This window comes from Cyanobium gracile UHCC 0139 (assembly GCF_034931325.1).
In the GTDB taxonomy this organism is placed as follows: Bacteria; Cyanobacteriota; Cyanobacteriia; order PCC-6307; family Cyanobiaceae; genus Cyanobium; species Cyanobium gracile_B.
This window is the reverse complement of the sequence record NZ_JAYGHX010000015.1, coordinates 1-23,563: the sequence shown is the minus strand read 5'-3', so window position 1 is coordinate 23,563 and position 23,563 is coordinate 1. Positions and strand designations below refer to the sequence as shown.

The 23,563-nt window shown below is 68.6% G+C and carries 21 protein-coding genes; 14 read left to right on the top strand and 7 right to left on the bottom strand.

Annotation, left to right across the window (positions count from 1 at the left end):
* The first annotated feature begins 45 nt into the window (after positions 1-45).
* The 12 genes from VB738_RS15705 (at position 46) to gltS (ending at position 15,904) form a co-directional block, all read left to right on the top strand.
* Positions 46-1,191, top strand: a complete 1,146-nt coding sequence (locus VB738_RS15705; RefSeq protein WP_323306636.1) for an efflux RND transporter periplasmic adaptor subunit — start codon at positions 46-48, stop codon at positions 1,189-1,191.
* Positions 1,192-1,201: 10 nt separating this feature from the next.
* Positions 1,202-4,612, top strand: a complete 3,411-nt coding sequence (locus tag VB738_RS15700; protein ID WP_323306635.1) for an efflux RND transporter permease subunit — start codon at positions 1,202-1,204, stop codon at positions 4,610-4,612.
* On the top strand, positions 4,612-4,896 hold the full coding sequence (locus tag VB738_RS15695; protein WP_323306634.1) for a hypothetical protein: 285 nt from the start codon (positions 4,612-4,614) through the stop codon (positions 4,894-4,896). The genes VB738_RS15700 and VB738_RS15695 overlap by 1 nt, the downstream gene beginning before the upstream one ends.
* A 52-nt stretch (positions 4,897-4,948) precedes the next feature.
* Entirely contained in the window at positions 4,949-6,130 is a 1,182-nt protein-coding gene (locus VB738_RS15690) for an efflux RND transporter periplasmic adaptor subunit (RefSeq protein WP_323306633.1), read from the top strand.
* Between the two features lie 6 nt (positions 6,131-6,136).
* Positions 6,137-9,439 (top strand): efflux RND transporter permease subunit, encoded by a 3,303-nt coding sequence (locus tag VB738_RS15685; protein WP_323306632.1) that lies wholly within the window; start codon positions 6,137-6,139, stop codon positions 9,437-9,439.
* 84 nt (positions 9,440-9,523) lie between these two features.
* A complete protein-coding gene (locus VB738_RS15680; RefSeq protein WP_323306631.1) occupies positions 9,524-10,012 on the top strand; it encodes a hypothetical protein in 489 nt (162 codons plus the stop codon).
* A 181-nt stretch (positions 10,013-10,193) separates the two neighbouring features.
* A complete protein-coding gene (locus VB738_RS15675; protein WP_323306630.1) occupies positions 10,194-11,111 on the top strand; it encodes a LysM domain-containing protein in 918 nt (305 codons plus the stop codon).
* 137 nt (positions 11,112-11,248) lie between these two features.
* The gene (locus tag VB738_RS15670) at positions 11,249-12,010 is read left to right on the top strand and encodes a 20S proteasome subunit A/B (RefSeq protein ID WP_323306629.1); all 762 of its coding nucleotides are present in this window, start codon (positions 11,249-11,251) and stop codon (positions 12,008-12,010) included.
* 26 nt (positions 12,011-12,036) lie between these two features.
* Entirely contained in the window at positions 12,037-13,023 is a 987-nt protein-coding gene (gene glsA / locus VB738_RS15665; protein ID WP_323306628.1) for a glutaminase A, read from the top strand.
* A 76-nt stretch (positions 13,024-13,099) separates the two neighbouring features.
* Positions 13,100-14,140 (top strand): AI-2E family transporter, encoded by a 1,041-nt coding sequence (locus VB738_RS15660; protein WP_323306627.1) that lies wholly within the window; start codon positions 13,100-13,102, stop codon positions 14,138-14,140.
* Between the two features lie 81 nt (positions 14,141-14,221).
* Positions 14,222-14,683, top strand: coding sequence for a hypothetical protein (locus VB738_RS15655; protein WP_323306662.1), 462 nt, complete (start codon positions 14,222-14,224; stop codon positions 14,681-14,683).
* Positions 14,684-14,689: 6 nt separating this feature from the next.
* Complete coding sequence (gene gltS, locus VB738_RS15650) at positions 14,690-15,904, top strand: sodium/glutamate symporter (RefSeq protein WP_323306626.1); 1,215 nt, start codon at positions 14,690-14,692, stop codon at positions 15,902-15,904.
* A 10-nt stretch (positions 15,905-15,914) separates the two neighbouring features.
* On the opposite strand, the gene VB738_RS15645 is transcribed toward gltS, so the two are convergent.
* On the bottom strand, positions 15,915-17,273 hold the full coding sequence (locus VB738_RS15645) for a carbohydrate porin (protein WP_323306625.1): 1,359 nt from the start codon (positions 17,271-17,273) through the stop codon (positions 15,915-15,917).
* Positions 17,274-17,286: 13 nt separating this feature from the next.
* Positions 17,287-18,933, bottom strand: coding sequence for an alpha-D-glucose phosphate-specific phosphoglucomutase (locus VB738_RS15640; protein ID WP_416233192.1), 1,647 nt, complete (start codon positions 18,931-18,933; stop codon positions 17,287-17,289).
* Positions 18,934-19,054: 121 nt separating this feature from the next.
* Between VB738_RS15640 and VB738_RS15635 the strand changes: the two genes are divergently transcribed.
* Together VB738_RS15635 and VB738_RS15630 are read left to right on the top strand one after the other, a co-directional pair.
* Entirely contained in the window at positions 19,055-19,507 is a 453-nt protein-coding gene (locus VB738_RS15635; RefSeq protein ID WP_323306624.1) for a hypothetical protein, read from the top strand.
* Between the two features lie 12 nt (positions 19,508-19,519).
* Positions 19,520-19,762: a hypothetical protein gene (locus tag VB738_RS15630; RefSeq protein ID WP_323306623.1), complete on the top strand. Its 243-nt coding sequence runs from the start codon at positions 19,520-19,522 to the stop codon at positions 19,760-19,762.
* On the opposite strand, the gene VB738_RS15625 is transcribed toward VB738_RS15630, so the two are convergent.
* The 5 genes from VB738_RS15625 to VB738_RS15605 form a co-directional block, all read right to left on the bottom strand.
* Positions 19,743-20,207 carry a hypothetical protein gene (locus VB738_RS15625; protein ID WP_323306622.1) on the bottom strand — a complete coding sequence of 155 codons (465 nt, stop codon included), beginning with the start codon at positions 20,205-20,207 and terminating at the stop codon, positions 19,743-19,745. The genes VB738_RS15630 and VB738_RS15625 overlap by 20 nt on opposite strands.
* Before the next feature lie 14 nt (positions 20,208-20,221).
* Positions 20,222-21,442 (bottom strand): FAD-dependent monooxygenase, encoded by a 1,221-nt coding sequence (locus VB738_RS15620; RefSeq protein WP_323306621.1) that lies wholly within the window; start codon positions 21,440-21,442, stop codon positions 20,222-20,224.
* A 38-nt stretch (positions 21,443-21,480) separates the two neighbouring features.
* Positions 21,481-21,744 carry a hypothetical protein gene (locus VB738_RS15615; RefSeq protein ID WP_323306620.1) on the bottom strand — a complete coding sequence of 88 codons (264 nt, stop codon included), beginning with the start codon at positions 21,742-21,744 and terminating at the stop codon, positions 21,481-21,483.
* A gap of 17 nt (positions 21,745-21,761) precedes the next feature.
* The gene (locus VB738_RS15610) at positions 21,762-23,138 is read right to left on the bottom strand and encodes a phospholipase D-like domain-containing protein (RefSeq protein ID WP_323306660.1); all 1,377 of its coding nucleotides are present in this window, start codon (positions 23,136-23,138) and stop codon (positions 21,762-21,764) included.
* 172 nt (positions 23,139-23,310) lie between these two features.
* Positions 23,311-23,563, bottom strand: a 253-nt coding sequence (locus VB738_RS15605) for a hypothetical protein (RefSeq protein WP_323306619.1), incomplete at its 5' end; no start/stop codon positions are given.

Genomic DNA, 23,563 nt, shown 5'->3' with positions numbered 1-23,563 from the left:
ATCTCGCCGGGAGAGCCTCCGGAGCGGTACGGTCTGCCGGAAGCCATGTCCGTCGCTGAACCCGTGATCGGCCATCCGAGCAGGCCGCCTCTTCCTGGGGCAGCCACGGGGCGCCTGCGACGCTCCACCGCCGCCCTTGTTGGTGCCGTCCTTCTGGGGGCCTGCCAGGCCGAGGCCCCCCCCGGCCGGCCGCCCCTCACGGTGCGCGCCGAGCCCGCCACCCTGGCCCCCTTCACCGACAACGTCGACACCGTCAGCACCCTTGAGGCCATCGAGGAAGTCCGGCTGGCGGCCCAGGCCGGCGGACGGATCGAGCGGCTGCTGGTGGGCCAGGGCGACAAGGTGGCCGCCGGCCAGATCCTGCTGGTGCTCGATCAGGCGCAGGCCCGCGCCGATGTGGCCCGCCTGGAGGCGGAGGTCCAGACCAACAAGCTCAACTACGAGCGCTACGAATACCTGGTGCGGCAGGGGGCGGCCAGCGCCTTTCAGCGGGACGAGTTCCGCCAGCGCTACCTCTCCTCACGGCAGGATCTGGTCGCACGTCGGGCCGACCTGGCCTTCCGCGATCTCAAGGCGCCCATCGCCGGAACCGTCGGGGACGTGCAGGTGAAGCTGGGGGATGTGATCGCCGCCGGCGATCCCTTCACCACGATCATCCGCAACGACCGGCTGATGGCCCGGGTGGATGTGCCGGCGGTGTTCTCCAACCGGCTGCGGGTGGGACAGACGGTGATCCTCATGGATCCGGCCACCAACAAACCGATGGCCCAGGGGGTGGTCGGCTCCCTCGATCCAGGCGTGGTGGCCGGCACCCAGTCCCTGCTGGCCAAGGCCGAGTTCGCCAATCCGGGCGGGACTCTGCGCACCGGGTTGCGCACCCGAACGCGCCTGGTGCTCGACAGCCGTCAGGAGCTGTCGGTCCCCTTCGCGGCCGTCACCCAGATCTCCGGCCAGAGCTTCGTCTACGAGGTGGGCAGCCTGGCCGATCTGGAGCGGCGCCCCGGCCGCGCCGACCTTGCGGTGGCCCGCAAGCTCCCCGCCGGCACCAGCTTCGCCCTCCAGACCCCGGTGCAGCTGGGCCCCCTGCAGAACAACCGCTATCCGGTGCTCAAGGGCCTCCAGCCGGGCACCCGCGTGATCACCACGAACCTGATCAACCTCCGCAACGGCGCGCCCGTCAAGGTGAACTGAGTCCTGCCTGATGTCCCCTTCGAACACGTTCATCCTCAGGCCGGTGCTCACCACGGTGTGCAGCCTCTTGATCGTGATCGCCGGCCTGATCGCGATCCCGCTGCTGCCGATCGAGAGCCTGCCGGACATCGCCCCACCCACCGTGCGGGTCACCTCCCGCTATGTGGGGGCTGACGCGGTGAGCGTCGAGCAGGGCGTCACCAGCGTGCTCGAGCAGCAGATCAACGGGGTGCAGAACATGGAGTTCATCACCTCCACCAGTGCGGCCGATGGCTCCAGCTCCATTTCCGTCACCTTCGCCAGCGGCAGCGACGGTGACATCAATCAGGTGAACGTCCAGAACCGGGTGTCCCTGGCCCAGCCGAGCCTGCCGGAGGAGGTGCGCCAATCGGGCATCACGGTGAACAAGGCCTCGAACTCGATCCTGCTCGTCTACAACTTCACCAGCGAAGATCCGAAGAACCAGTACAGCCTCGAGACCATCAGCGGTCTGCTGGATCAGAACCTCACCGATGCCGTGCGGCGGGTGCCCGGTGTCGGCGAGCTCACCTACTTCGGCAACCGCCAGCTGGCCTTCCGCCTCTGGCTGGATCCGGATCGTCTGGCCGCCAACAAGCTCTCCGCCGCCGACGTGGTGGCGGCCCTGCGCAGCCAGAACCGCCTGGTGCCCGTGGGCCGCATCGGCGGTGCCCCCTCCCCCGAGGGCCAGCAGTTCACCCTCACCGTGCAGCTGCAGGGCCGGCTGCGGACCACCGAGGAATTCGGGTCGATGATCCTGCGCTCCACCGCCGACGGTGGCCTGGTGCGCCTGCGGGACGTGGGTCGGGTGACGCTCGGGGGTGAATCCTTCGACATCGAGGCCACCGACCTGCGCGGTGTCCCTTCGGTGGGCATGGCGGTCTACCAGCTCACCGGCAGCAACGCCCTCGATGTCTCCAACGGTGTGGAGGAGGTGATCAAGGAGTTCGCTGAGACCTTGCCGGTCGGGATGACGATCCAGAAGATCTACGACAACACCGAATTCGTCGAGGCCTCGATCGAGGGCGTCACCTCCGCCCTGCGGGAAGCGGTGGTGCTGGTGGTGTTGATCCTGTTCCTGTTTCTGCAGAACTGGAAGGCCACCCTGGTGCCGGCCATCGCCATTCCGGTGGCCCTGGTGGGCACCTTCCTGTTTGTGCAGGCCTTCGGCTTCACCCTCAACCAGCTCACCCTGTTCGGCCTGGTGCTGGCGACGGGCCTGGTGGTGGATGACGCCATCACCGTGATCGAGGACACCTCCACCAAGAAGAACTCCGGCCTCAGCGCCCTGGAGAGCGCCAAGGCCACCATGGACGAGCTGTTCGGTGCGGTGATCGCCACCTCTCTGGTGCTGTTCGCGGTGTTCGTGCCGGTGCTGTTCTTCCCCGGAGCCACCGGGACGATCTACAAGCAGTTCGCGGCCACGATCATCTTCTCGATCCTGATCTCCACCTTCAACGCCCTCACCTTCTCGCCGATGCTCTCGGCCCTGTTGCTGGCCAGGGAGAGTGAGCCGCCCAGCCGCCGCACCTATGCGATCTCCGGTGTGTTCATCGGTTTCGTCTATGGGTTGCTGGCCAGCGGCGGCGGCATCGTGGTGGCCCTCGGCGTTCTGGCCCTGGCCGCGGCGATCGGCTTCGGCCTGCACCTGCTCACCCGCCTGCCGCTGCGGCTGCCGTTCGCCATCGGCGGTGCCGTCGCGGCCGTGATGCTGGGGCGGCTGAACAGCCCTCTGGAGGTGCTGATCTACACCCTGATCGGGGGGGTGCTCGGCTGGGGTGCTCCGTTCATCTTCCGCCGCTTCAACGTCATCTATGCCGGCGTTGAGCGGCGCTACCACGCCGGTCTGGCCTGGGTGCTGGGCAAGCGACGGCTGATCATGGCCCTGCTGGCCGGCGGCATCGTGCTCACCGGTTTCGCCTTCACCTCGATCCCGACAGGCTTCGTTCCCGTCGAAGACCAGGGTTACGCCATCGGCATCGTCCAGGGCCCTGACGGCGCCTCACTGGAGACGACGCGCCGCATCAACCAGCGGGTGGCGGAAATCCTGCGCAGCGAGAAGGACATCACCACGGCGGCGGTGTTCAGCGGCGCCAGCCTCGATGGCAACGCCCCCAACCGGGGTCTGTTCTTCTTCGGCACCCGCAACTGGAACGATCGGACCTCCGATGAACAGTCGGTGGCGGCGATCACCCAGCGGCTCAACCGCAAACTCTCGGTGATCCAGGAAGCCCGCATCATCGTCGTCGAACCCCCCGCCATCCCCGGCTACGGCACCGGGGCGGGCTTCGAGATGCAGATGCTCAACCGCAGTGGCGGTGCGCTCTCCTCAGCTGATTTCTTCGCGGCGGCCACCCAGTTGGTCAGCAAGGCCAACCAGAGCGGTCTGTTCGATCGGGTGTTCACCCAGTTCTCCCCCGAGGCCCCCCAGCTGCAGATCCTCGTCGACCGGGACCGCATGGCGGCGCTCGGGGTCGACTACGGCACGGCGATGCAGACGTTCAGCTTCAACATCGGCTCCTTCTATGTCAACGACACCTTCGATGCCGGCAGGGTTCGCCGCATCTTCGTCCAGGCCGATGAGCGCTACCGCGCCAATCCGGATCAGCTGAAATCCCTGTACGTGCCCAATGCCAGCGGTGAGCAGATCCCCCTGTCCGAGTTCATCAGCGTCGAATCGACCACGGGCCCGTCGGTGATTCCCCGCTTCAACCTGTTCCGCTCCATCAAGGTGGAGGGCTCGGCCCTGCCGGGCCGCAGCTCCGGCCAGGCGATCAAGGACATCCAGGACCTCTTCAACAACCTCTCCACCACCGGCGTCGGCTACGACTGGACCGGCATCTCCCGGGAGGAGGTGGCGGCAGGGGCCCTGGCGATCGTGATCTTCGCCCTCGGCATCCTCACCGTCTACCTGGTGCTCTCCGCCCAGTACGAGAGCTACAGCGATCCCCTGATCATCCTGATGACCGTGCCGACGGCCATGCTCGGGGCCCTGGCGTTCCTGGCCCTGCGGGGTGAGGTGCTCAACATCTACGCCCAGGTGGGCCTGGTGATGCTGATCGGTCTGGCGGCCAAGAACGGCATCCTCATCGTCGATCTCGCCAACCAGCGCATGCAGGAGGGCGAGTCCGCCATGGAGGCCGCACGGGGTTCGGCCCAGTCCCGCTTCCGGCCGATCCTGATGACCGCTATCTCCTCCCTCTTCGGCTTCCTGCCCCTGGTGTTTGCCAGCGGTGCCGGCGCCCGCAGTCAGGCTTCCCTGGGTACGGTGGTGTTCGGGGGACTGGCCGTGGCCACGGTGCTGTCCCTGTTCGTGGTGCCCGTGTTCTACGTCGTCATGAAGCAGCTCACCGCCGGACCTGCGCCCGCCGAGGCCGAGGCCTCACCCGGCCTGGGGGCCTGATGCCGGCCCCCTGCCCACCGCTGAGCGGCCGCCGGGTGCTCTGCGCCGGCATGCTCACCGGTGTGGTGGGCTTGGCCATCGCCCAGTTCCTGCGCTCCATCGTGGACCACACCCCCCTGCGGGTCACCCCCCAGGCGCTGTTCTGGAGCACGGTCGTGCTTGGCGGCTTCGGTGTGGTGGCCGGGATGGCGGTGGAGGCGGTGCGCCAGCTGCAGGAATCCAATCCCGAGCCTGACTATCACCGGCACCATGGCCGGGGCGGCGGACCCGGTCCGCGCCGCTGAGGGGCCGCATAACGCTCCGGACCAGTGGGGCGGTTGGCCCTTTTCCGGTACCTTGCGGGGGTATGAACCCGGTCCGGTGCGCTGGCAGGCCTTCTCCTCTCTCCTCCCCTTGGCGTGGCTGCTCGCCGCCTGCGGTTCCGCTGCCCCTGAGGCTCGCGCACCGTTGGTGGTCCAGACGGTGACGGTGGGGGAGTTCCGCTTCACCCCTGGCATCGAGACGATCAGCACGATCGAATCCACGTCCAACGTGGTGATGCGCCCCGAGACCGATGGCCGGGTGGTGCGGATCCTGGCCAGGGAGGGCCAGCAGGTGAAGGCAGGCCAGCCGATCCTGGTGCTCGACAACGTGCAGGAATCGGCAGCGCTCGACTCTGACCGGGCCGAGGCGATCAAGGATCGCGTCAACGCCGAGCGTTACGTCTTCCTCAACGAGCAGGGCGCCGTCTCGACCAAGGACAGGGACTTCTACATCACCCAGGCGATCCAGAGCCGCGACCAGGCCCGCTCCAGTGCCGCCACCCTGGGGTACAAGTTCGTCACCGCGCCCATCGACGGTCAGATCGGCAACCTCGACACGGTGAAGCTGGGGGATTACGTGCGCCAGGGCCAGGCGATCACGGGAATCGTCAACAACTCCTCCCTCTGGACCCTGATGGATGTGCCGGCCACCCAGTCCAGCCAGGTGAAGATCGGCCAGCCGGTGCAGGTGGAGAGCCAGGGCAATCCTCCGGTGAGGGGCGTGGGCCGGGTGGTGTTCGTCTCCCCCTACTTCTCCAACGCCACCCAGTCCTCGGGCCAGCCCAACACGGTGCTGGTGAAGGCGGAGTTTCCCAATCTCACGGGGGTGCTGAAGACGGGTCAGTATGTGCGCAACCGCATCATCACCGGCAGCAGCGACCAGCTGGCGGTGCCGGTGGAGGCGGTGATGATGCAGGCCCAGCAGCCCTTCGTGTACCGGGTGCTGCCCCTCTCCACGGTTCTGCCCCAGATCAAGGCCTCGGATCAGCTGCTGCCCGCCCAGAAGCAGAAGTTGGAGAAGCTCCCCGGCACCACGCCGGTGGTGGTGCAGACGGCGGTGAAGCTGGGCAAGCTGCAGAACAATGCCTATCCGGTGCTCTCCGGCCTGAGCAAGGGCGATGAGGTGGTGGTGAGCAACACCGCCCTGCTGCGCTCCGGCATGCCGGTGCGGCGGGCTCCGGCCCCGGCCCCGGCCCCGGCCCCTGCGGCGAGTTGAACTCCGATGTCGTTCTCCGATAACTTCATCAAGCGGCCGGTTCTGACCACCGTCTGCAGCATCCTGATCGTGCTGGTGGGGCTGATCGCCATCCCCACGCTGTCGATCGAGAATCTTCCAAACATCGCCCCACCCCTGATCCAGGTGACCTCCAACTACGGAGGGGCCAATTCCCTGGTCACCGAGCAGGCGGTGACCAACCCGATCGAACAGCAGATCAACGGCGTTCCTGGCGCGAACTATATTTCCTCCACCAGCAATATGTCTGGTACGAGCACGATTCAGGTCTTTTTCAACGAGGGCACTGACATCAACATCGACCAGGTGAACGTGCAGAACCGCGTCTCCCTGGCGATGCCTCAGTTGCCCCAGCAGGTGCAGGCCACCGGGGTGTCGGTGATGCAGAGCACCCCCTCTATTCTGCTGGCCTATCAGGTCACTTCTACGGAAGGCCAGTTCGATGCCTCCTATCTCAACGGCCTCATCTATCAGAATCTTTACTTCCAGCTGGAGCGGGTGCCCGGGGTGGCCACCGTTAACTTGCTGGGGGGCAGCAATCCGGCGTTCTGGCTGTTCGTCGATGCCAACAAGCTCTCCGCCAATAACCTCACCGCCGATCAGGTGGTCAATGCGGTGGCCAGCCAGAACAGCGTGGCGATTGGCGGCCTGGTGGGTGGGCCACCGGCTGCGGGCAACCAGAAGTTCGCCTACCCGATTCTGGTGGAGAACAACGGCAATCTGGTCTCCGTCGAGGAGCTCAACAACCTGATCGTCGGCCGCACCTCCACCGGCAACCTGCTGCGTCTCAAGGACGTCGGCGAAGCCACCTACGGCACCAACACCTTTGCCCAGCAGGCGGTGAGCATCGAAGGCCACCCGTCGATCACGGTCGCCGTCTTCCAGACCCCCGAGAGCAATGCCCTCGACGTCTCGAACCAGGTGGTGCAGGTCATGAACCAGTTCACCCAGACCGTCCCTCCGGGCGTCCAGGTGTTCGAGATCTACAACATTGGCCAGTTCATCGAGTCGGCCGTGGAGGGGGTGGTGGATGCCCTCGGCCTGGCCATCGTGCTGGTGCTGCTGATCCTGTTCCTGTTCCTGCAGGACTGGCGGGCGACCGTGGTGCCCAGCCTGGCGATTCCGATCTCCCTGATCGGCACCTTCGCCTTCGTCAAGATCTTCGGTTTCTCCATCAACCAGCTGACCCTGCTGGGCCTGGTGCTGGCCACCGGCCTGGTGGTGGATGACGCCATCGTGGTCATTGAGGCGGTGGAGAAGAACCTGGAGAAGGGGATGCGCCCCCGCCAGGCCGCCATGGAATGCATGGGTGAGCTGTTCGGGGCCCTGGTGGCCACCGCCCTGGTGCTGATGGCGGTGTTCGTGCCTGTGGCCTTCTATCCCGGCGGCATCGGCATCATCTACCGCCAGTTCGCCTTGACGATCGCCTTCTCGATCGCGATCTCCGCCTTCAACGCGCTCACCTTCTCGCCCATGCTCTCGGCCCTGCTGCTGAGGAGCCAGAAATCAGCGCCCCCCGGGCGGGTGGTGGGCATCATCGGCGGCGTGGTGGTGGGCCTGGCCTTCGGTCGCTTCAGCGCCGCCTCCTTCGGCAGCATCACCTATGGGATCGGCGTGGTCGGCGGGGTGCTCGCCGGCGCCAATCTGGTCTGGATCTTCAACCGTTTCAACGCCTTCTTCACGCGTCTCGAGCGTGGCTATGCCGCGATGGTGGAGGCCCTGATCGCCCGGCGCCGCTGGATCCTGGTCGGCCTGGGCGGCGGCATCGCCCTCACCCTGTTCGCCTTCACCGCCCTTCCCTCCGCCTTCATCCCCGAGGAGGACCAGGGCTACGGCATGGGCATCTTCCAGCTCCAGAACGGTGCTTCCCTCAGCCAGACCCAGGGCACCGCCCTGGAGGTGGCCAAGGTGCTCAATGCTGAAAAGGAGATCATCGCCGGTTCGGTGGTGAGTGGCTACGGCTTCAACGGCGCCAGTCCGGATCAGGGGGTGTTCTTCTTCGGCTTCAAGCCCCTGGATGAACGCAGCGGTGCCGACCAGAAGGCCCCGGCGATCGTCAACCGCCTGAACGCCAAGCTCAGCCAGATCAGCTCCGGCATGGCGGTGGCGGCCCAGCCTCCGGCGATTCCGGGGTTCTCGGCCCAGGGGGGCTTCTACTTCCAGTTCAACGACCTCAGCAACGGGGCCTTCACCTTCAACGAGCTCGATGATCAGGCCAAGCAGCTGATCCAGGCCGGCACGGCCAGCGGCGGCTTCTCCACCCTCTACACCCAGTTCATCCCCAGCGCCCCGGCGTTCGGGCTGAAGATCGACCGTTCGATCGTGGGGGCCCTCAACATCGACTTCCAGCAGGCGATGCAGACGATCGCCGTGCTGGCGGGCAGCAACTATTCGGGCCTCACCTACGAGAGCGGCCAGGTCAGGAACATCTACGTGCAGGCGGCGGCCGAGAACCGCAGATCCCTCGAGGATGTGCTCAGCTTCTACGTGCGCAGCAGGGACGACAAGCTGGTCCAGGTGTCGGAATTCGCCACCGCCGAGCTCACCAGCGCGCCGCCGGTGATCAGCCACTTCAACCTCTACCGCACCATCCTGATCCAGGGGGCCGAGGCGGTCGGCAAGAGTTCCGGGCAGGCCCTGACGCTGATCCAGGACCTGTTCCGCGCCCAGGACTTCAACAACATCGGCTATGCCTTCACTGGTCTGGCCGCCCTGCAGCTGTCGGCGGGCAACGCCAGTGTGCTGGTGTTCGGCCTGGGCATCCTGGTGGTCTACCTGGTGCTCTCGGCCCAGTACGAGAGCTACGTGACGCCGGTGATCATCCTGATGACCGTGCCCCTGGCCATGCTCGGCGCCCTGGTGTTCCTGGCGCTGCGCTCGATCGACCTCAACATCTATGCCCAAGTGGGTCTGGTGACCCTGATCGGGCTGGCGGCCAAGAACGGCATCCTGATCGTCGAAGTGGCCGAGCAGCACATGAAGGAGGGCATGACGGCCGCCGAAGCCGCCATCGCCTCGGCCGAGTCCCGGCTGCGGCCGATCCTGATGACGGCCATCGCCGCCCTGGCCGGCTTCCTGCCCCTGGTGGTGGCCACCACGGCGGGGGCGAACAGCCAGCAGTCCCTGGGCACGGTGATCTTCGGCGGCCTGCTGGTGGCCACCGTGCTGTCGCTGGGGGTGGTGCCCCCCTTCTATGTGGTGGTGAAGGCCCTGGAGGCCCGCTGGTTCGGCGAGGCCGACCCTGAGGCCGATCTGGCCACCCCCCGGGACCAGGCCAGCGGCTCGTTGTAACGAAACATGGAGCGCTTCGCCGCGTTCATTGCGGTGGCCTGGCCAGGCCGGGAGGATCGTTACAGGAGATGGAGGATCGATCCCATGCTGCCGACGCTTGCCGAACGGCTGCGGGAGCAGCACGCCAAGAGCAGGGGCAGAAGGGCCTCGCACCCGCCCTGGCCGGTGCCTGGTGAGCCACCCACGGCCCTGCTGTTTCAGACCCGTGTCGAACTGGCGAGCCCGGTTGCTCCCGACGTGACCGCGTTGACCGCCGTCCCCGATCCAGGCCTGAGGCTCCCGGTGCGCGAGGCCGCCGTCATGGGGATCGAGGCCTCTGAGTGCCCGGAGCCCGAACTGGAAGCGGTGCCTCCGGCCCCGGTGCCACCTCAACCGGCCACGGAGAGGACACGTGTGGCGGAGATGCTGCTGCTGCTGGTCTGGGCCGTGCTGGTGCTGATCGATGGTGCCGTGGCCCTGGCCTCCCTGCTCAATGGGGCCGCAGACCGGCAGCGGCGGCCGCAGGCGAGCACCGTCAGCGCCGTGTCGCCGTCGGCGGTGCCGCCCTTCCTGATGGCGGCGGCTTCGCCTTGACGATCTGCGGCGGAGAGGCGGCCCAGCAAGGCTTCGGCGTTGGGCTTTTCTATCCCTGCTTGATGAAATGATGCGGCGTTGCTTTCTACGCTTGGGGCGACGATCTCCAGAGTCTGGAATGTGCTGACTCTGGGATGGCGTCTGCTTCTGGTAGCTTCCTTATGCAGGAAGTGAGGGGATCGTGGGTCGACATTCAACGGCGACCGGGGCTGCTCTTGCCGCTCTTTTTCTCTCCTTCAGCGGGCTCGGCTTCAGCTCTGCGGTCTTTGGCCAGGCGGCACCGCCCGCCGGCAGCGTCAAGGTCGTCCAGGGCGACACGCTCGAGGCCATCGGCGCCCGGTATGGGGTGAGCGTTCAGGAGTTGATGCGCTTGAACAGGATCACCAGGCCCGAGGAGCTGCAGATCGGCCAGCAGTTGAAACTGCCGCCATCGAAAGGGCTCGTGCAGGTGCGTGCCGGTGACACCCTGGCTGTTCTGGCGGTCCGGCATCGCACCACTGTGACGGCCTTTCAGAAGGCCAACCCCGGGCTGAAGCCTGACCAGCTCAAGGTGGGTGCCTGGCTGAAGCTGCCACCGGCATCCGGGGCGGCCGCGGCCAAACCCACCGCGAAGCCCCCGTCCACCGCCAAACCAGCGGCTGCGGCCAAACCAGCGGCAGCAGCCAAGCCTGCGCCAGCCGCGAAGCCCGCGGCCACCGCCTCCCCCGCCCCGACCACGCCCCCGACCACGCCCCCGGCCGTGACGGCTCCGGCGCCCACCGCGCCGCCTGCACCGGTGCCGCCAAAACAGGGCGAGGCGGTCCGCTGGCGTTTCTACGGCAACACCCTCGTCGACTGGGGCGGCTGGAAGCTCCATCCCGGCGGGGTGCGGGTCACCCTGGTGCAACCCACCCAGGCGGACGTGGGACCGGTCCGGGCCCAGGCCACGGCGGTGGCGGTCCACTGCAGCAGCCTCCGCCAGGCCTGGCTGGTGAATGGGGCCTGGGAGCCCTGGTCGGTGCCGTTGGGGCGGTCGCTGGGCCAGCAGATCGTCCTGGATCTCTGCGCCAACGTCACCGACCCGACAGCTCCGGCGGTGGCGCCCCCCTTGGCCCCCTGAGGCTAGGGCCGTTCGGTGCCGAGCTCAGGGCGGGGTGCCGCAGGCACAGTGGGGAGGTGTCGGGTTCCGTTGCCTTCCCTGTCCTCACTTAGGACCTGTGAGCTAGCCTCATCGGCCTGCATCTGCTGCCAACCAGGGTGACATACTGCATCGGCTACTGGCTGGAGAAGGGGCTGGTCATGGCCTCGGATTCGCGCACGAATGCAGGAGTTGATTATATTTCGAGCTACAGCAAGATGTACGTCTTCCAGCCGGCCTCCGATCGGCTGTTCGTGCTTCTGGCAGCCGGTAATCTGGCCACCACCCAGGCCGTGGTCAGCTGGATCCGGCGCGATCTCGACCGGCCCGCCGAGGATTCCCCCAGCGGGGCCGGGGATCTGCGTTCCTGCGATTATCTGTTCGAAGCCGCCGCCTACATCGGCCGGGTGAGCGTGGCGGTTCAGGAGGAGAATGGTGCGGCCCTGCAGCAGGCCGGCGCCAGTGCCGGGGCCTCGTTCCTGCTGGGCGGCCAGATCGCCGGTGAATCCCACGGCCTGTATCTGGTGTATCCCCAGGGCAACGCCATCATGGCCACCCGCGAAACGCCCTACCTGCAGATCGGCGAAACCAAATACGGCAAACCACCCCTCGATAACGTGGGCCACACCAACCTCTCCCTGGAGGATGCGGCCCGGCTCTGCCTGATCTCCGAGGTGCTCACCCAGCGCTCCAACCTTACGGTGGGTCCCCCGTTCGAGCTGGCCATTGTCCCCGCCGACGCCCTGACCGTCGCCCACCGGCTGACCTTCGCGGCCGACGCACCGGAACTGACCGCCATGGTCGAGACCTGGAGCGACGCCCAGCGGGAGGCGCTGCACCGCCTGCCCAGCTTCCCCTGGGAGCAGGCCTCGCCAACCTGAGTCCCCCATCAGCCCCGCGTCCCGCCATGTGGTCCGTCTCCGAATGGGTGTCCAACGGTCACCTGCCCACCGCCGAGGTGGTGCAGGAGCTGGTGGCGGAGGCCCATCGCCGTTTCGCGCCGGTTGGCGAGGGCCAGGTGGCCGACTACATCCCCGCCCTGGCGGCGGCGGATCCGGCGCACTTCGGTCTCTGCGTCTCCAGCTGCGGCGGGGCGCTGTTCGAGGCGGGCGAGGCCCGGGTGACCTTCAGCATCCAGAGCATCTCCAAGCCGTTCCTGTTCGCCCTGATCTGCCAGGCCATCGGGGAGGAGGAGGCCCGCGAGAAGCTCGGCGTCAACAGCACCGGCCTGCCCTTCAATTCCGTGCTGGCGGTGGAGCGCAGCGGCGACGGCCTCTCCAATCCGATGGTGAACGCCGGGGCGATCGCCGCCACCAGCCTGGCGCCGGGCGCCAGCAGTGAGGAGAAGTGGGCCTTCATCCAGGACGGCTTCTCGCGCTTCGCCGGCCGGCGCCTGGAGATCGATGCCGCTGTGTGCGCGTCGGAGCTGGCCACCAATCGGCGCAACGCCGGCCTGGCGACACTCCTCAGCGACCATGACCGCATCTGGTGGGATCCCGACGAGGCCACCGAGCTCTACACCCGCCAGTGTTCCCTGAGCGTCACCGCCGCCGACCTTGCGGTGATGGCCGCCACCCTGGCCAACGGCGGTCGCCAGCCCATCACCGGGGAGCAGGTGATCGAGGCCATTCACTGCCAGCACGTGCTGGCGGTGATGGTGACGGCAGGGCTGTACGAAACCTCCGGCGACTGGCTGTATGCCACCGGCCTGCCCGGCAAGAGCGGCGTGGCCGGCGGCATGATCACGGTGGCGCCCGGCAAGGGGGGCCTGGCCACCTATGCGCCGCCACTGGATGAGGCGGGCAACAGTGTGCGCGGCCAGCTCACGGCACGTTTCCTGTCGGAGCGGCTGGGTCTGAACCTGTTCGCCTCCCGGCCCGAGGGGAGCGGCTGAAGCCTCGCTCCGCAGGGGGATGGATGGGGGCCTCGCCTGTCTACGATCCAGCCTCAGCGTGGTGCCTTCCTCTGCAATGTTCAGCACCACCAATCTCGTGCGCTATCTCCTGCTGTTGGCCTGCATCGGGGTCACGGTGGTGATCTTCAATTACTTTTCCGGCACGATTGCGGTGTTCACGGCCGCCGCCATCGTTGCGGCCCTGCTGAACGTCCCTGTGAAGTGGCTGAGCCGCTATCTGCCGCGGGGATGGTCGATTGCCGCCGTGGCTTTCGGCGCCCTGATCCTGCTGATCGGATTCGTCACCGGCCTTGGACTGCAGGTGCTGAACCAGGGCCAGGGCCTGCTGCTGGATCTGCAAGGCACCTTGAAACAGCAGGACCTCACGCCCCTGCATCAATACCTCAAAACCTATGGATTCGACAGAATCACAACGCTGCTTCAGGAGGGTTTGCTGACGGGACTGGGGTTGCTGCAAACCGTGTTTTCCGGTCTCTTTACCGGTGTTTTCGGTGCCGTGATCAGTCTCTACATGCTGCTCGATGGCGAGAAGCTATGGAAAGGATTTCTGAGGCTGATTCCGGAGCCTCACCGTGATCGTTTCGCCGTGATCTTTCTGCAGAGTGTTCTGGGATTCATCCGAGGACAGTTGCTGCTCATGGTGTTCCTGACCGTTTCAACGGCTGTGATCTTCCCGCTGCTGGGTGTGAAATACAGTCTGATTCTGGCGGTGATTGTGGGTGTCCTTGATGCGATCCCCGGGATCGGTGCCACCCTCGGCATTGTGTTGATTTCCTTGATGGTCTTCGCCTCCCAGGGGGGAGATATTGGCCTGCGGGCCTTGATCGCTTCTGTGCTGCTCGGTCAGATTCAGGACAATATCGTCCGGCCCAAGGTGATGGGCCAGGCGATGGAGCTCAATCCGGTCCTTCTCTTTTTGGCCCTCTTCATCGGACAGCGGGTCGCCGGCCTGCTGGGGGTGTTCCTTTCGATCCCTCTGGCGGGCATGCTGGCCCTCTGGTTCCATTCCGAACGCCAGCGGCGGGAATCCAGTCTCCCGAGTCCCGCCGGTGTGGATGGCACAGGCGACCACGGCCGCTCCACCGCGGAACGCTGACCATGGGGCGATCGGCCTCCATGCCCCGTTGCCCCGGCTGTCATGCTGCTCCTCGCTGATCTTCCTGGTACGCCCTTGACTGTGAACCGTGCGATCGTTGCCACCTTCATGACTCTGGCCGCAACAGCGGCCACCAGCGTTCCTGCCGCCCAGGCCAGCTGCCGTTTTCTGATGCCGCTGGGGGGCGGCGGCAACCCGGTGGTGTCGAAGCGGATCGGGCCGGACCGCCTCGTCGGCCGCACGAACTGGAACACCGACTTCATCGTCGATCGCGATTTCCGCAGTTATCGCTTCTTCTTCACATCGGCCTCCAGCGAGCGGGCCACTTTTCCGGTGTCGGGTTTCATGGTCTTCACCGACGGCAGCAGCCTGCAGGTGATCAACGAGACACCCACGTTCGAACCCGGCACGGGGCGGATGTTCGGGCCCTTCCAGGCCGTTCCCGGCAAGCGCACCCGGTTGATGAACTTCCGGGTGGGTTCCTCCACCACACCTGCCGCCATTGGATTCAGCTATCGGATCTCCGTCCAGGGTTGCACCTGATCTCCCATGCAGTTCGAGAGCTTCGCGACCTTCAACATCGCCATCGTGGTGCTGGCGATCGGCCGCTGGCTGAACCGCAAGGTGGGCGTCCTGCGGGAGTTCAACATTCCAGAGCCGGTGACCAGCGGGCTGCTGGTCTGCCTGCTGCTGGCGCTGATCCATGCCATCAACGGCACGGAGATCGGTTTCAATCTGCAGACGCGGGATTTTCTGCTGCTCTATTTCTTCGCAGCCATCGGCCTCAATGCCGACATCAAGACCCTGCTCTCGGGTGGCTGGCCCCTGCTGATCCTGGTGGGCACCACCGTGGGATACATGATCCTGCAGAACCTCACCGGGATCGGCATGGCGGCGCTGCTGGGGCTGAACCCCCTGGTGGGCCTGCTGGGGGGGTCGGTGTCCCTGCTGGGGGGCCATGGCACGGCGATCGCCTGGGCGCCGCGCTTCGCCGAGAGCCACGGCATCAGCAATGCCCTCGAGATCGGTATCGCCTGCGCGACGTTCGGTCTGGTGCTGGCTTCGCTGATGGGTGGGCCGATCGCCCGGATCCTGATCCGCCGCCACCGGCTCAAGCCGCCGCAGTCCCCCACCGCCGCATCTGTCGCCGCCTCCTCCGTGGAGGGCGCCGCCCCGGACGGGGCCATGGAGCCGGTGACCTACTTCAGCCTGCTGGGCACCCTCTTCTGGCTCAACGTGAGCCTGGGCCTGGGGGAACTGCTGCATGAGGCCCTCAAGGCCGCCGGCAGCAACCTGCCCCTGTTCGTCTGCTGCCTGTTTGCGGCGATCTTCCTCACCAACACGGTGCCGCGGCTGCTGCCGATCCGCTGCCTGGCCGCGCCCCGCTCCCTGGCCATCGTCTCGGACATCGCCCTGGGCATCTTCCTGACGATGTCCCTGATGAGCCTGCAGCTCTGGACCATCGCCTCCCTCGCGGGCCCCATCCTGGCGATCCTCACCGCCCAGTTCGTGGTGTCCTTCCTGTTCGCCCTCTTCGTGGTGTTCAAGGTGATGGGCCGCGATTACGAGGCCGCCGTGATCTGCGCCGGCTTCGGGGGCATTTCCCTGGGGGCCACCCCCACGGCGATGGCCAACATGTCAGCGGTGGCCCAGAAATACGGAGCCGCCCACCGGGCCTTCATCATCGTGCCGCTGGTGTCCGGTTTCTTCGTGGACATCAGCAATGCCGTGGTGATCCAGCGCTTCCTCAACTGGTTCGGTTGACACGGCGGGTTCAGAAGCGGAGCGTCGTCCGGATCAGGGCGGCCCACATGCTCAGGCTGGCCGCACCCGGGGCCTGCGGAGCCAGCAGAGCCTCCGACAGATCCACGCTGCCGGTGAGCGCACCCCGGGGGCGGCTCAACCAGAACACCGCCGGCGTCACCGAGAGATCGTCGCTGATCTGGATGCGGTAGTAGAGCTCCATGGCCAGGCCCCGGTCGTCGATGGTGCCCGGGCCCGGCGTCCGGACAGCGCTGACATGGGCGGGCGATCCGACGGCCATGCCCAGGCTGTTGCCCACCCCCAGCACATCGCTCCAGATCAGGCCGGCGTACCAGGAGCGGCTGCGCACCCCCGACAGGCCCGCCACCGGGTAGGCGCCGAAGCGGAACGTGTCCTGCCCCCAGCCGGCACTGATCGAGGGCCGCCAGCCGGAGCGGCGTGGCTGCCAGTAGCCCGCCAGTGACCAGGAGCTGAGGCTCCCCTCACCGGCACCGGCCGCCAGCTGGCTGGCCAGGGGGGTGCCCCGCAGCCGCACCTGGGGACCGCTCAGGTTCCAGGCGCCGGTGATGTTCCACTGGGGCCGGGTCAGGGCCAGCTGCAGCGTGCTGGTCTGGGAGGAGGCCCCGCCGAAGAGGCCGCCCCCCTGGGCTGAACCCCCGGCACGGCCGGCCACGTAGGCGTAGCCCAGGCTCAGCCCCCGCAGGCCGCCCCGAGGCTGCCACCAGAGCCCGAAGCCGCCGCCGAGCCGTTTGCCGTAGGTGCCCGGTGATCCGGCGTACTGGAACAGATCGAGGATCGGCGAGGCGTTGTAGACGCTTGGCCAGACAGGGAGCATGTCGAGCTGCATGATCCTGGGGCCGACGCTGAGCCGGATCTCGGGGCCGATCGGCACCTGCAGGTACGCCCTGTTGATGCTCACCAGCCGACCGGAGCACCCCTGCTCGGCGGCGCCGCAGGCCGGCTCCTGGAAGGCCACATCCAGGCGGCTCAGGGGGGCGGGCGGGTTGGAGAAGAAGCCCGACGGGGCGAAGTCGCCCGTGCGCAGGCGGATCCGGAACAGGTCCTGGCCGGTGAAGCTGGTGTCGATGGTGAGGCGGGCCTCATGGTTGAGGCTGACCCCGTTCAGCAGCGGCGCTGCGGCGCCGCTGTTGCCGGCCCTGTCCACCTCACTACCGGCGTACTGCACGGCGCCGAGAACGCCGTTGATCTGCAGATCCACCGTGGTGGTGGGGGCGAAGCGGGTGGCCTCCAGTGCCTCGATGGCGGCCTCGGGCGCGGGCGGCGGCAACTCCCGGGCCTGCAGGGGCCCGGCGGCAGAGCAGACCCAGGCCGCCGTCAGCCAGAGAAGGTTGGCGCCGGGGGGCCTCACGGAGCCGGGCCGTTCAGGTGATCACGGTGGGGCGATCCATGCCGGTGCGCTGCCGGATCTCGGCCAGGGCGTCGATGGCGTCGATCAGATCCTTCAGGGCCTGTTGGGGGTCGAGGTCGAGGGCACCGGTGGGGGACACATAGCTCTCCAGGTACACCCGCAACGTGGCGCCCTTGGTGCCGGTGCCCGAGAGCCGCAGCACCACCCGGCTGCCGTCGTCGAGGAGCACCCGCAGGCCCTGGCCCCTGCTGATCGAGCCGTCCACCGGGTCGGTGTAGCCGAAGTCGTCGGCGGCGCGGATCGTGCGGCCGGCGAAGCCCTGGCCCGGCAGGCTGGTGAGCATCCCGGAGACCCGGTCGTAGAGGCCGTGGGCGGCGTCGCTGGCTACGGCCTCGTAGTCGTGGCGGGAGTAATAGTGGCGCCCGAAGCGGCCCCAGTGGCCCGCCATCACCTCCGCCACCGAGCAGCCGCGCACCGCCAGGATCTGCAGCCAGAACAGCACCGCCCAGAGGCCGTCCTTCTCGCGGATGTGGTTGCTGCCGGTGCCGAAGCTCTCCTCACCGCAGAGGGTGATACGGCCGGCATCGAGCAGGTTGCCGAAGAACTTCCAGCCCGTGGGGGTCTCGAAGCAGGGGATGCCCAGCTCGGCGGCGACCACATCGGCGGCGGCGCTGGTGGGCATCGAGCGGGCCACGCCGGCCAGGCCGTCCGCGTAGCCGGGGGCCAGGGTGGCGTTGGCGGTGAGCACGGCCAGGCTGTCGCTGGGATTCACGAAGCAGTGCCGCCCCAGGATCATGTTGCGGTCGCCGTCGCCGTCACAGGCGGCACCGAAGTCGTAGGCACCGCCGGCCAGCAGCAGGTCGGCCAGCTCATGGGCGTAGGTGAGGTTGGGGTCGGGGTGGCCGCCGCCGAAGTCCGCCAGGGGCACGCCGTTGCGCACCGTGCCGGCCGGGGCCCCCAGCAACCCCTCGAACAGGCGGCTGGCATAGGGGCCGGTGACCGCATGCATGGCGTCGAAGGCGACGCGGAAGTCGCCCCGCAGCAGGGCGGCGATGCGGTCGAAGTCGAACAGCTTCTGCATCAGCGCCACGTAGTCGTCGACGCCATCGATCACCTCCACGGCCATGGCGCCGATGGTCGCCGTGCCGGGAACCTCCAGGTTCAGGGGGTCGGCCTCGAGGATGCGGTAGCCGTCCAGGCTGAGGGTGGCGGCATGGATGGCATCGGTGACCGATTCCGGTGCCGGTCCGCCGTTGGCGCCGTTGATCTTGACGCCGAAGTCGCCGTCGAGGCCGCCGGGGTTGTGGCTGGCCGAAAGGATGATCCCGGCCACGGCGCCGTGACTGCGGATCAGGTGGGAGGCGGCCGGGGTGGAGAGGATGCCGGCGGTGGTGGTGATCAGGCGGCTGACGCCATGGGCCGCGGCCATGCGGGCGATGACGCTGATCGCTTCGAGGTTGCCGTAGCGGCCGTCGCCGCCGACCACCAGGGTGCCGCCGGCGATGCCGGGCACCACCCGCAGGGAGGCCTCGATGAAGCTCTCCAGGTAGTGGGGCGTCTGGAACTGGCGGGTGCTCTTGCGCAGGCCGGAGGTGCCGGGCTTCTGGTCGTCGAAGGGTCGCTCCAGCGCCACCTGACGCAGCTCGGTCGTCATCGCCATGGCCGGCGTCCTGGTGCTCGGGGGAGCCCCAAGCTACCTCCGGCGATTCGGGCGGTCCTGCCGTTGCTGGTGTTCCTGACCGGGCTGGCTAGCCTGGGTCCAACGTGTTGCTGACCACCCCATGGCGCTTCGGCCGCTTCCCTCCGCCCGACCCGTGGCCACCGCCCTGCGCATGGCCGTGGCCGCCTCCGCGGTGGTCGCCGCCACCGCCGGGGCCGTGGTGTTCAGCCCGACCTCGGTGCGGGGGGCGGTGATGGGGGCCCCGAAGGCCCTCCCCTATGCCGAAGCGGTGAGCCGCACCCACACCGCCGCTGAGGCGGTGCTGGCCGGGGCGGGGGCCGAGTCCTGCCTGCGGGGCAAGCTCACCAATGCCCTGCTGGGACTTTCGAGCAGCTGTGAGGCCAAGGGAGAGCGCAATCCCCTCTGCCAGCTGGCCGACAAGGCCGTCGTCGTCACCCCCATGACCCTGGTCTTCATGCGGGACACGGCGACCCAGCTGCTGGCGCTGATCGATGCGGGCGCCACCCAGGCGTCAGCCTCCGGCAGCCCGGAGCCGGCCCTCCTCCAACCCTGACCCCGCACCACCATGGAGGTTCAGCACCCCACCGATGACGGGCCCCTGTCTGCGGAGCAGGCCCTGCTGCTGGAACAGTTCCGCCAGCGCGTGGAGGCCAGGATCAGCAGCCACGGCCTCACCAGCACCGATGTGGCGGACCTGGTGAAGGACCTGCGCGACCATCCCCAGGTGAGCCGTCAGATGATGGCCGAGCTGGCCCGGGAGCTGCAGCGGCTGCTGCCCGGTCAGCGCTTCAGTTTTGATTGGGATTGATCAGGTTGATGCCCCCCTGCCTCGGGGCGGCATTCTCCGCCGGCTTGGCCACGGGCAGTTGCAGGCGGCAGACGGCCGTGAGTCTGCGGGCGGCGCGGTCGATCGGTTCGCGTCGCTCGAAGCTGTTGCTGGCCGCCACCACCGACCGCTGACGGATCGTCCACAGCACGTCCTTGCAGCTGGCGGGCAGGCGCGGATGGTCGAGCAGGGGGTTGGCCAGGCTGCGGGCCTTGTCGCACGGTTCGGCCGTGTTCTCGCGGCTGCAGGCCAGGGTGATCAGCTGCAGGGAGCGGAATTCGGAGGAGGGGGGAAAGGGGGGCGGCTCCGGGGCGGCCCGCAGCGGTGCGGCCCCCACCAGGGGCAGGCTCGCCAGCAGGGCCAGGTGCGGCAGGGCCGCTCCGAGGCGGCGCGGTGCCGGGGAGGAGGCGCGAGGGGACCGGTCCATGGCGGGCGTGGAGGTCACCCAATCATGGCCGCCGCCCCGGTGTCCCTGGCGATCGCCGCAGTGCCGTCCCGCAGCGTGCGCTGGGAGGCCAGCCAGCGGCGGGCCAGCAGGGGGCCGCTCCAGCGGGCGGTGCGGGCCAGCAGGCCGCGCAGGCGGTGCCGGCGACGCAGCAGGTCGGCCCGCGAGGCCTCCTGCTCCTGCAGCGCCTGGATCCGCCGGATCTCCGGTTGCCGTTCGACGACAACCGCCGCCGCAGCCACGTCGATGGCCCCGGGTTCCCCATCCAGCAGGGCGGGCCCCAGCTGCCGGGCGGCCACCAGGGCATCGCGCAGGGCCATGTTGATCCCCTGGGCCCGCAGCGGACTCATCGGGTGGGCGGCATCCCCGAGCAGCAGCAGGCCGGGCCGCTGCCACTGGGGGCAGAGTCCCACCCGCACCGGCAGCCGCACCGGTCCCTGCACGGCCGCCGCTGGCAGCTCGCGCAGCCGCCGGGCCAGGGCCTCGGGGGCGTCGCCGGCCCAGAGCTTGGCCCAGGCGTCGGGGCCGGCCGGGGCGGGGGCGGGCGGCTGCTCCGGCGCCATCGCCCAGCCCAGCTGGACGCCGCCGCGGGCCGAGGGGAACAGGGCATAGCTGCCCGCGGGGCCCACCACCGTCACGAAGCGGCCGGCCAGCCAGTCGAGCACCCCCTCGGCCCCCGGGGCCTCCAGCCGGAACCAGAGCACGTCGAGGGGGCTGGGGGCACTCTCCAGCTCCAGGCCGCCCTTGCGGCGCAGCAGCGAATCGCGGCCGTCGCAGGCCACTACCAGCGCTGCCTCCAAGGTGGTGCCGTCCGCCAGGCGCACGCCGACGACGCGGCCCTCCCGCCACAGGAGATCGCTGGCGGCCTGGCCCGGGTGGAAGCGGAAGCCCGGCAGGCGGACCGCCTGGGCGAGCAGTTCGCCCAGCAGGGAGTCCTGGTCGATCAGGGTGCAGGGGGCGGAGCTGCCCATGGGCTCGGGCGCCTCGAACAGGGCCTGGCCATCGAGGAAGAAGCTCCAGGCCGTCAGGGGCCGCTGCTGCACCGCCGCCGGCAGCGGCTCCAGGCCCATGGCGGCCAGGGCCGCCAGACCGCTGGGCATCAGTCCCTCGCCGCGGAACGGCCGGCCGCCACGGCCGCTGGCATCGATCAGGTCGACCGGGAGGCCGCGGCGGGCCAGGAGCAGGGCCAGGCTGGCACCGGCGGGGCCGGCCCCCACCACCAGCACCCGGGCGCCACGGACCCCGGACAGGGCGCTCAGGTGAAGGAGTTGTAGTTGAGGCCCTCCTCGGGGCTGGCGACGTCCGCCCCCTGCAGGGAGCTCTTCTTGCTGAGCAGGTAGTCGACCAGTTCCTGCTGCAGGGTCAGCAGCTCACTGGTGCAGCCCCGGAAGGCGGCCCGGTGGCGGATCTCGTCGTGACGGGTGTGGAGGTCCCGCAGCATCAGGTTGATGGCGTCCAGGCGCGGGGTGACCTGGCGGGAGCTGGTGGTGGTGGTGACGGAGCTGGACGCCGGGTCCATGAATCGTGTGCTATGCGTTACCGAATCGTAGACGGCGCCGCCATCGCCTCCCCACTGGTGGCAGAGGGCCGCTCGCGGCCACTGCCGCAGCTGCGCCGGCGCTGCTCCATGCGGCGGGCCAGCCGGCCGCTGATGCCGAGTTCGGCCCCGCGCCAGAGGCGGTCGATCTCCGCCTCGAAGTGGCGGGCCAGCAGGGGGGAGCGGATCAGCAGCAGGGTCTCGTCGTTCTGGAAGGCGGCCGAAGGGCTCCAGTTGAAGCTGCCGGTGATCACGGCGTGGCCGTCGATCACGGCGAACTTGTGGTGCAGCTTGTCGCCGGCCGCCAGCCGGGGCGTGCCGACCCCTTCCAGGGGCGTGCTCCAGGCCCGGTTGTCCGCTTCGATGCGGCAGTCCTGGTCGGGCAGGGTCACGCCGAGCAGGTCGAGGGTCTCGCTGAAGGCCCGGTTGGCGAAGCCCGGATCCGCCAGCAGGCGCAGTTTCACGCCCCGCCCATGCAGCTCCTGGAGCCGGTCGGCCAGGTTCTGGCCCGAAAAGACGAACAGGGCCAGATCGAGACGCCGGTCGGCGCCGGCCAGCTGGGTCTCCAGCCAGGCCAGGCCGTGGTTGGGGTCACGGCGGCGGTGGGGGGAGAACAGCACCTCCACCGGCGTGCCGGCGACATCGACCAGCTGGGCGCCGCCGCCCTGCTTGGCGATGCCGAAGCGGCTGTCGGGTTGGCCGCCGGGGCCATCGCCCCAGAGCCGGGCGAATTCGGCGGCGAACACCCCGGCCAGGGCGGGGCTGACGAAGCGCAGCAGGTGGTTGACGTTGCCGCGGGTGCTCGGCGCGCCCGCATCGCCGTGGACGCAGGAGGGGCTGAAGTTGGCCGAGCCGGTCACCACCACCCGGCCGTCGACCACCAGGAACTTGTGGTGCATCAGGCCGCTGCCGCGGCTGCCGTCGGCGGTGTCGTCGAGCACCGGCACGCCGGCCCGCTGCAGCAGGGCGACGGCGTCCCCCTGGCCGAGGGCGGCCAGTTGCTGCTGGCGATGGCGCTGGTGGGGCGGCAGATCGACGGGATGCTGCTGGCTCCAGGGGGTGCTGTAGAGGTTCTCCAGAACCACCCGCACCCGCACCCCGCGGCGGTGGCGTTCCGCCAGGGCCTCGGCCACCGCTGGCAGCGAGAGCTCCTGCACCGCCACCAGGATCTCAACGCGGGCCTCGCGGATGCTCTCCAGCAGCAGGGCCTCCAGGTCATCCCCCTGGCGCCACTGGCCGCTGACCGGGCTGCGGTAGCGGCTGTCGCCGCGATGGTTGAAGGCCACCCGGATGCCCGGCGGCAGGGGCAGGGCCCGGGGGGTGCCGCCGGTCAGGGCGGCCGGTGCGGGGCCGCAGCCCCCCAGCAGCAGGGCCATGGCCAGGGCGGCCAGGGGCCGGTGGGCGCGGCGGAGGCGGGACTGGGGCGCGAGGAAGGCCACAGGCAACAAGGGGCTGGTCGATCCGCTCCTTCAGCCTTCCCGGCGGGCGACATCCCCTGGACGGCTTGCCCCAGGGGCGGCGCGGTGACGGCCGGGCTTCAGCGGCAGCTCAGTGGTGGCCGGGCATCTCCGAGGTGCGCAGCATGACGGCGAACCAGAGGCTGCCGATCACCACCGCGGCGATCACCCCGGCGGAGATGCTGACCCGCAGCATCAGGATCGGCACCACGAGAGGGAACAGGATCGAGCCGGCCAGGGGGGTGAGGGCCACTACCGCCTTGAGCAGGCCGCGGTTGGAGCCGGGGGCGGTGTGCTCCATCAGAACCACTCGGCGACGGCCTGGCTGGCGGGGTTGCTGTTGT